Raw genomic sequence first — 7,458 nt, 5'->3', positions numbered from 1 at the left:
AATCTTAGAAAGGATTATTGGGATAAAAAATGATCCCATTAATATTTTGGAAATAATTAAATATGGATTCTTAGGAGGAGTTTTAAGTGGAATTATGTTAAGTATCTTGGGATTAGTATTTAATCCCGTTTTGCCTTTAGAATTTAAGGAGTTGAGTGAAACTATAAAACCAACTTTAGTAGCAAGATTTTTTTACGGAGGAATAACAGAAGAAATTTTAATGAGATTTGGTTTAATGACCTTTATTGTCTGGATAAGCTCAAAAATATTTAGAGGAACAAACCCCATGGTTTATTGGATTGGAATTTTAACTGCATCAATGATTTTTGCTCTTGGCCATTTCCCGATTGCTTTTCAAGCTGTAGAAAATCCGTCCTCTCTTCTTTTGACGTACATAATGATTGGAAATTTAATTGGTGGAGTTGTTTTTGGTTGGGCCTATTGGAAAAAGGGCTTAGAGAGTGCTTTTATAGCACACATTTTTACCCATATAATTTTGGTTTTATCAAAGCCGCTGTTAAATTAATATCATTAAAGCAGTTGGCTAACAATGCCGAGCTGCTATTCTTTTCCAGAGCACGAAAACCATTGCCCCTAAAGCAAAATAACCAGCAGAATCTTTAACAGTAATTGGTAAACTTGAAGAATATGAACCCAGAAATTAAAAATTTCAATAATAACCAAGCTGATATTGAGATAGATATTTGTCACCAACTTGCATCAATAATTGATGAACAAATGCCTGAAGCTGAGAACAAAATTTGGCATAGACATCCTGTTTGGTTTCTCGAAGGAAATCCCATAGTTGGATACAGTAAGTTGAAAGCTGGAATCCGCCTTATGTTTTGGAGTGGTGCATCATTCCAGGAAGAGGAATTGAAACCAGGCACTGGGAAATTTAAGGATGCTTCAAAACTTTATACATCTTTAAATCAAATCAATTTGAATGACATCAAACGTTGGATTTTAAAATCAAAAGAAATCCAGTGGGATTATAAAAACATTTACAAACGAAAAGGTGAACTGATCAGATTAAAATAGGCCAAATATGAAACAGCAAGTAACGGCGAAGCGACTATTTCTGTAGGTATAAAAAAAGTCTGGGAACACTGGGCCAACCCCGAACACATTGTAAATTGGAACTTCGCCTCTCCTGAATGGCATTGCCCAACTGCTGAACATGAACTGAAGATTGGTGGAATACTAAAGTATCATATGGCCGCTATAGATGGTAGCATTTCCTTTGACTACACTGGGACGTTCGAACAGATAAAAACAAATGAGCTATTGGAATATGTCCATCGATGATGGAAGGAGGGTTTCCGTAAAATTCAATGAGGACAACGGTTCAACAAAAGTGGTTGAGACGTTTGAAATTGAAGATGAAAATTCAATAGAAATGCAACAACAAGGATGGCAAGCTATTTTAGATAACTTTAAGAAATACGTTGAATCAAATTAAAAAGAAAAACTACCGCCAACAATGAGTATTCCTCATAGCCTCCTTTGGGATGCTACCATAACATACACAGAACGTTATTCTAAAAAAATCTTATGAATTTGGACATTTCTTTTAATACAGACCGATTAAGAATTAGGCCACTTACCATTGATGACAAACTATTCATTCTTGAGCTCGTGAATACAACAGAGTGGATCCAATTTATAGGAGACAGAAAAATTACTACTGAAAAAGAGGCAGAAATCTACATCCAGAATATTTTGGAGAAAGAAAATATTGGCTATTGGACAGTACAATTAAAAGAAAATAACAATCGCGTAGGAATTGTAACCTTTCTAAAAAAAGAATATTTGGAGCATCCTGATATTGGGTTTGCTTTTTTGCCCAACTATGGCAAAAAAGGATATGCTTTTGAAGCCTCTCAGGCTGTTTTAGAGAGTATTATGGAAAATTTAAACCTAACAGATGTTTTGGCCACAACTGTTCCTGAAAATGTAAACTCTATTAAGTTATTAAAAAGATTAGGACTTAAATACCAAAGTGATCTACAGGTAGATAATGAAAAATTAAGTGTATATCACATTTCAGCGGATTTTTTAAGAATAAATAAAACAAAGGATTTTATTGAACTTTTTAATAAAGGGAACAAATAGTAGTCAGCTTTAAGAAGCTTGAAACCCTCGGAACATTTTCTTTAATAAGAAAAGCTTAAGATGACAGGAACAGCAGGGAGGAAATAAAAAATTTAGTTTTTAATTCCTTGCATGCGCGTTGTAGACTTTGCTGCTTATTTTCCATTTACCGTTTTTCTTGTAAAGAACAAGGTAATCGGTGAAACGAAAACCAAGCCAATTGATAAATTCAATTTTGGCTGCTGCCGCAGGACCCGAAATATCGATCCATGCAATATGATGTTCCACCTTTGGTGATTCCCCATTTTTATTGATGAACTCTTTAAAGCTATCTGCATCCAATTCCCTAAAGGTGCCATCGAGTGAACCTACAATATGAGCATGATCGTAAAATGCAGTCCGCACAAGATTTCCATCACCATTATTTGCACTTTTGATGTAGGGCTGTAGGGCCTCAACAATAGCTTTATATTCGCCAAAACTGTAGGTTTCATCTACCTTTGTTTCTTTGGTAATTTCCTTTTTTGATTCGTTAGACATGGCTTTTTCTTTTTGGGTTGAATATTTTTTTCAATTGATAAATTAATGATAGATATTTTCTATTTGCCGTCGGCCTTAATAAGCTTGAAAGTCTCGGAAAATTTTTCGATAAGCTGGATGGACACGGTGAAGAGCATTTAATAAGGCCTCAAAAAAGGTCAAAGACTTGAAGAAGAATTTTGGTTTCTGAAGGTTCCTTTATAACCATTGAAGGTTATAAAGGAACGAATGGTATTCAAATCAATTTTAATCATTTAGGAAAAAGTCTTCCCAAAAATGTGGGAGAACTAATTTATTCACCTACCAACATTTTTTGGTATCCCTTTACCTGCCCATCAGCAACCAATCGGTAATAATACAAACCAGCCGATAGACCCTTCTTACTAAATTCTACCTCCTGTTTTCCTTTTTTCAGGTTATTAAACCGGACGATTTCCTGCCCTTGAAAATTATGAATACTTAAATAAACTTCTTTTGCTGTTTCCGGAACATAATAGGTAATGGCTGTTTGTATGTTAAATGGATTTGGGGCATTTTGGTTTAAGTAAGAGTCAACTTTTCCTGTTGGTTCCCTAGGATCATTCTTAACTTCATTTTTATTGCTCAGTTGATTTACAGTTTTGTTAGCAAGCAATTCATCTTCAGGACAAGGATCAAACACAGTCTGCAAATAAGTTGCCCTGTTTCCTGCCATATCGGTGACCACTACACTGTAAGTTCCTGCTTCAAGATTTTCTATATCTTTGGTAGTAGCTCCATTACTCCATTGATATTGGAAAGTATCACTATAATCACCACTTGCTTCTAATGAGATGCTCCCATCTGCTGCTCCCTCCGCTGAGATATTTTGGCTTTTGGCAAATAAGACAATAGGATTATCGGCATTCCACACATCAATGGTTTGAATTTCAGGAATATTCCAAACAATAATATCTTCGAGGCGCACATCAAATAAGGTTTCTCCCGAGTGGGCGATTATTGGGTCTTTTTGACCGAAGCCTATTCTTTTCCAGTCTAAACTTTTATACCAAAAGCGATCCCCATCTCGTAAGCGTACAAATTGATCTTGGATTATTTGTGTAAATGTTTTTCCCAGCAGGCTATTTCCAAAATGGTCTTCTGCTAAACCTCCTACCCAAAGATCCACCTGATCTACTTCTTCATAGGTTTCTTCCAACATTTTAATTACAATAGGATTGCTGCTAATATCTTCAAAGCTCCTTACTTTATCATGGGAATTGAGACTCCTTCGTGTATCTACATAAGAAGGAATCCCATGATCACGGCCACGTTGGATATTTAATGAGGCCAGATCGGTGCCCCCAAGATTTGGGTCTCCGAAAAGGAAATTTCTAACATCACTAATTATATTGACATCCACAGTTTGGGCCTGGTCTATGGATAATCCTTGGATTAAAGGAGCTATTCCGCCTTCATCTGTTATGAGTTGAGGAGAAAAGAAAGCCTCCTTTAAACGAAGATCTCCCTGGGGAATGGCCTGCCCATTGGCATTTCTTCTCAATATAAGAGGCCCCAGCATAGAATGCCCAAACCGAAAGGCTGCGGTAGAAAATACATTGCTAATTCCAGGATTAATTAGTGGGTTGTATTTTTGCTGGGAAGAGGGAGCATGATCGCCTAGAATTCGGGGTAAATATTCCATGTAGGTGATCACTTGCATTTCGGCACCCACAATAGCCCTTGCCATTTGAAAGATCTTTTCATCTCTTTTCTTTGCATTTCTAGGTAATTGCTCCTTATACTTTTGCGCAATATAATCTGCAAGGCGGTTATGTTCTCGCATAAAAAGGGTCTGCAGAGCTGTTAAGGCGACATTTTCATTTGCCCGAATATCCCCTGCAACAAAAGTGAATCCTGGGGGTGCAGGAATTTCCACAATGGGGAGTAAATTACCAGGGCTGGTTCTCAACTTACCATCTTCAAAAGACCGTAGGAAATTGGCTTCTTCTTTACTACTACCATACACCTGAGAAGCATCGATCCAGGCGGTGAGTGCATTGGTCTGTTGCCTTGGATTTTTTGTACTTGTACCCGTTTTTGGGTTAAAAACCGACCGAAAGAAGTCCATTTCTGGAGTTAGGTTAGGACAGAAAAAACCATCATCCTCCGGAATGAAAATAGGAAAAGCCTCAGATTCCGTGGTTGGACTTAAATCTACATCATGATCTAAGAATTGCCCCCAACTCCAAATAAAGGCACTATATCCCTCATGATTAAAACTTAAGTCGATTTGATTATTTACATTATTACTTACTAAACGAGGGTCCGGTAGGCTTAAATTTGGGGGATAGCCTCCCACAGGTACTTCAATACCATCTTCATAGCTATTTTTGGTAATAATAAACTTATTTAAAGTGGGAGATATCCATTTCCTCAATAGTTCAGAGTCTGCACTCCCATGTTTTGAGAAAAAAAGATTGTTTCCTTTCCCGTTAAAGGTTCGAAATGGAGATATAATTGGGATGGGGATTTTCCAAATCTTTATTGAGGAATTGTCATTTGGGGGAATAGCCTCCAAACTTTGCGCATTAACCGCATTTATTCTGAATTGAATTCCATTAAGTAGAATAAATGAGCCCAATAAGAGTAAAAGGCCTTTTTTTGAAAGAAGTGTAATGTTCTTTTTCATAGTGATTATGGAGTGGTTTGGTTGGTTTCGAAGAGGGGAGTATATGGCCAGCTATTGCCTCAAAATGTGTTTCTTTTTTTAATTCTCTTAGGAATACATTTTCCATAGGTAATGAGCTGCCTAATTTCAAGGGAAGAAAGCAATTTGTTGCCAAATGCAGTTTTGGGGAAGAATGTGGTCAATGTCGTTTAATAGCCCGCTATTTTTCTGGAGAAAAAACTAGGGACAACTTTTTTTGGGCTATTTTTCCAAGGGCTTTTAAATGGGTGAATAGAAATAGTGGTCAATTATTTATTCATTCATTAGAAAACTTGTGGTAGGCCTATTATATAATAGGGTTATCCAAAATTTTGGACGAGTATACAGATTATAACAAATTGTAAAACAAATTGTTTAAATTTTTTTATTCTATTAATAATTTGTTTCCCATTAAACCCCTGTTTACTTAAAATCATCTTTACAGGGTCACTAACCATGTTTTTGATCCTATTCAATGCCTATTCTATAGCTATCAATGGTGTCAATCAGTCTTCAAGTTTTTCTCGGAAGGTCTTCCTTTTTAAGGGTTTGATGAAAGGGATGTGAAAAGTAATCTGAAAAAAATGAGGCTAATTTTTTAAATAAGTCCTGGGTAGCTCTAGAAAAAAAAGGCTGTATCAAAAGTTGATACAGCCCCTTAAACCTGTGGATCACAAATTAAAAACCTGCGCTGCTATTTTGGGTTACATTGGCAGAATTAGCCCCATTTTGAGAAATATCACTCATGTTGCCGTTACCTGTTTGCATTATATTTAAAGTATTAGCCCCAACTGATTGAAGGGAATAGGACTCATTAAGGTCTCCGATTTGGGTAATAGTAGCGGTACTTCCTACACCATCCTGATAGGCTACAGCATAGTTATCGCCACCTCCCTGGAAAATTGTCATTTGATTTAATTCCCCATATTGCCCAAAATTAACCTCGTTAGCTCCATCCATTTGATCAATTGTAGCCAAATTTCCTTCACCCGTTCCGGCTTGGTAGCCATCGGTATAGTCATCACCATCCTGAGTGATTGTGCCTTCATCTGAATGTTCCTGAACTAATCCTGCCCAATTTTGATCTCCTGTCTGTATAATACTCCCGGTATTCCCATCTCCAGCCTGTGCTATACCAGCAAAGTTAATATTCCCGGTTTGACCGATGGAAGCATCATTATTATCCCCACCGGTGATGGGACCAAAAGGGTATGCTCCCAGGAACACCAAAGCCTCATTGGTGTTACCCAACTGATTAATTGTAGAGGCATTGGTATTCCCAAATGCCCAGGAACCAGCACCATTTTGTTCTCCTTGCTGTTCAATCATGCTATGATTACTCACACCAACTTGTACCAACTCAGCATAACTACCTACTGCTGGTTCATTACGTCTGGTGTTTTGGTATATAGTTCCAGTATTGTCCTCACCCTCTTGATAAACAATAGCAGCATTTTCATCTTGTCGTTGGGTGACTATAGCAGAGTTTGCTGTGCCTACCTGTTCAATGTTTCCTTGGTTTCTTTGAGCATATCCTCCACCTTGGTCCACTGTGGCCTCATTATTATCCCCTTCCTGGTCAATATTGGCTACATTCATATCTCCATCTGTATCTACTATGGCAGAGTTTCCATCTCCACTCTGCTCTACTGTTGCAATATTTCCGTAACCAATATCAGTATTTGGATCTTCATCATTTAATCCTCTCTGATTGACATCTACTGTATTGCCATCTCCAACAGTTGTAATGGTAGATTCATTTTCTCCACCAATCTGGAATACTGTAGCTGTGTTTGCAACATCCGCTTCTTCACTCGTTTGTGAAATGTTGGAAGTATTTACCCCGTATTGTTCTAAGGAGGCGTTGTTGTTTCCGCTTTGATTAACGGTAGAGCTGTTTGAGGTTTGGGCCATTGCCATAGAGGTCGCCATTACCCCAACAACTCCTAAAAGAATCATTTTTTTCATGATTTAAAGGGTTTAAATAGTTGTAAAATGAAAAATTAATTGAGAAGTGATAAAATTTTTTGTTTGTTATGAGGAATTTCAGTCGAATCTCTGGCAAAAGATTCTGTGGAATAAGTAACGTTATAGGCATATTCAACACTCAATAAAAGCCTATGGTCCCAAAAAGGTTACTGATTATCCCAGTTGTT

At 37.2% G+C, this 7,458-nt stretch carries 8 protein-coding genes; 5 read left to right on the top strand and 3 right to left on the bottom strand.

The window, feature by feature from the left end:
- Positions 1-46: 46 nt before the first annotated feature.
- The 5 genes from E1171_RS12105 (at position 47) to E1171_RS12090 (ending at position 2,115) form a co-directional block, all read left to right on the top strand.
- Positions 47-526, top strand: coding sequence for a CPBP family glutamic-type intramembrane protease (locus E1171_RS12105; protein WP_246164308.1), 480 nt, complete (start codon positions 47-49; stop codon positions 524-526).
- 122 nt (positions 527-648) lie between these two features.
- On the top strand, positions 649-1,041 hold the full coding sequence (locus tag E1171_RS12100) for a DUF1801 domain-containing protein (RefSeq protein ID WP_155206266.1): 393 nt from the start codon (positions 649-651) through the stop codon (positions 1,039-1,041).
- A gap of 36 nt (positions 1,042-1,077) precedes the next feature.
- Positions 1,078-1,308 carry an SRPBCC domain-containing protein gene (locus E1171_RS24630; protein WP_343031347.1) on the top strand — a complete coding sequence of 77 codons (231 nt, stop codon included), beginning with the start codon at positions 1,078-1,080 and terminating at the stop codon, positions 1,306-1,308.
- Positions 1,280-1,462, top strand: coding sequence for an SRPBCC domain-containing protein (locus E1171_RS24625; protein WP_281347209.1), 183 nt, complete (start codon positions 1,280-1,282; stop codon positions 1,460-1,462). Before E1171_RS24630 ends, E1171_RS24625 begins: the two co-directional genes overlap by 29 nt.
- A 92-nt stretch (positions 1,463-1,554) precedes the next feature.
- On the top strand, positions 1,555-2,115 hold the full coding sequence (locus tag E1171_RS12090; RefSeq protein WP_155206265.1) for a GNAT family N-acetyltransferase: 561 nt from the start codon (positions 1,555-1,557) through the stop codon (positions 2,113-2,115).
- A 99-nt stretch (positions 2,116-2,214) separates the two neighbouring features.
- Here E1171_RS12090 and E1171_RS12085 read toward each other — a convergent pair whose 3' ends face one another.
- The 3 genes from E1171_RS12085 to E1171_RS12075 form a co-directional block, all read right to left on the bottom strand.
- On the bottom strand, positions 2,215-2,634 hold the full coding sequence (locus E1171_RS12085; RefSeq protein ID WP_155206264.1) for a nuclear transport factor 2 family protein: 420 nt from the start codon (positions 2,632-2,634) through the stop codon (positions 2,215-2,217).
- A 292-nt stretch (positions 2,635-2,926) separates the two neighbouring features.
- Positions 2,927-5,284 (bottom strand): peroxidase family protein, encoded by a 2,358-nt coding sequence (locus E1171_RS12080; RefSeq protein ID WP_155206263.1) that lies wholly within the window; start codon positions 5,282-5,284, stop codon positions 2,927-2,929.
- 696 nt (positions 5,285-5,980) lie between these two features.
- On the bottom strand, positions 5,981-7,270 hold the full coding sequence (locus E1171_RS12075; RefSeq protein ID WP_155206262.1) for a hypothetical protein: 1,290 nt from the start codon (positions 7,268-7,270) through the stop codon (positions 5,981-5,983).
- Positions 7,271-7,458: the final 188 nt, after the last annotated feature.

The organism is Xanthovirga aplysinae (assembly GCF_009711365.1).
Taxonomy (GTDB): domain Bacteria; phylum Bacteroidota; class Bacteroidia; order Cytophagales; family Cyclobacteriaceae; genus Xanthovirga; species Xanthovirga aplysinae.
This window is presented reverse-complemented; position numbering and strand designations above follow the sequence as displayed.

Bases quoted from the DNA above. Each gene is read 5' to 3' on its own strand.
- E1171_RS12100 (WP_155206266.1), top strand. From the start codon at position 649: ATGAACCCAGAAATTAAAAATTTCAATAATAACCAAGCTGATATTGAG.
- E1171_RS24625 (WP_281347209.1), top strand. From the start codon at position 1,280: ATGAGCTATTGGAATATGTCCATCGATGATGGAAGGAGGGTTTCCGTA.
- E1171_RS12090 (WP_155206265.1), top strand. From the start codon at position 1,555: ATGAATTTGGACATTTCTTTTAATACAGACCGATTAAGAATTAGGCCA.
- E1171_RS12085 (WP_155206264.1), bottom strand. From the start codon at position 2,634: ATGTCTAACGAATCAAAAAAGGAAATTACCAAAGAAACAAAGGTAGAT.
- E1171_RS12080 (WP_155206263.1), bottom strand. From the start codon at position 5,284: ATGAAAAAGAACATTACACTTCTTTCAAAAAAAGGCCTTTTACTCTTA.
- E1171_RS12075 (WP_155206262.1), bottom strand. From the start codon at position 7,270: ATGAAAAAAATGATTCTTTTAGGAGTTGTTGGGGTAATGGCGACCTCT.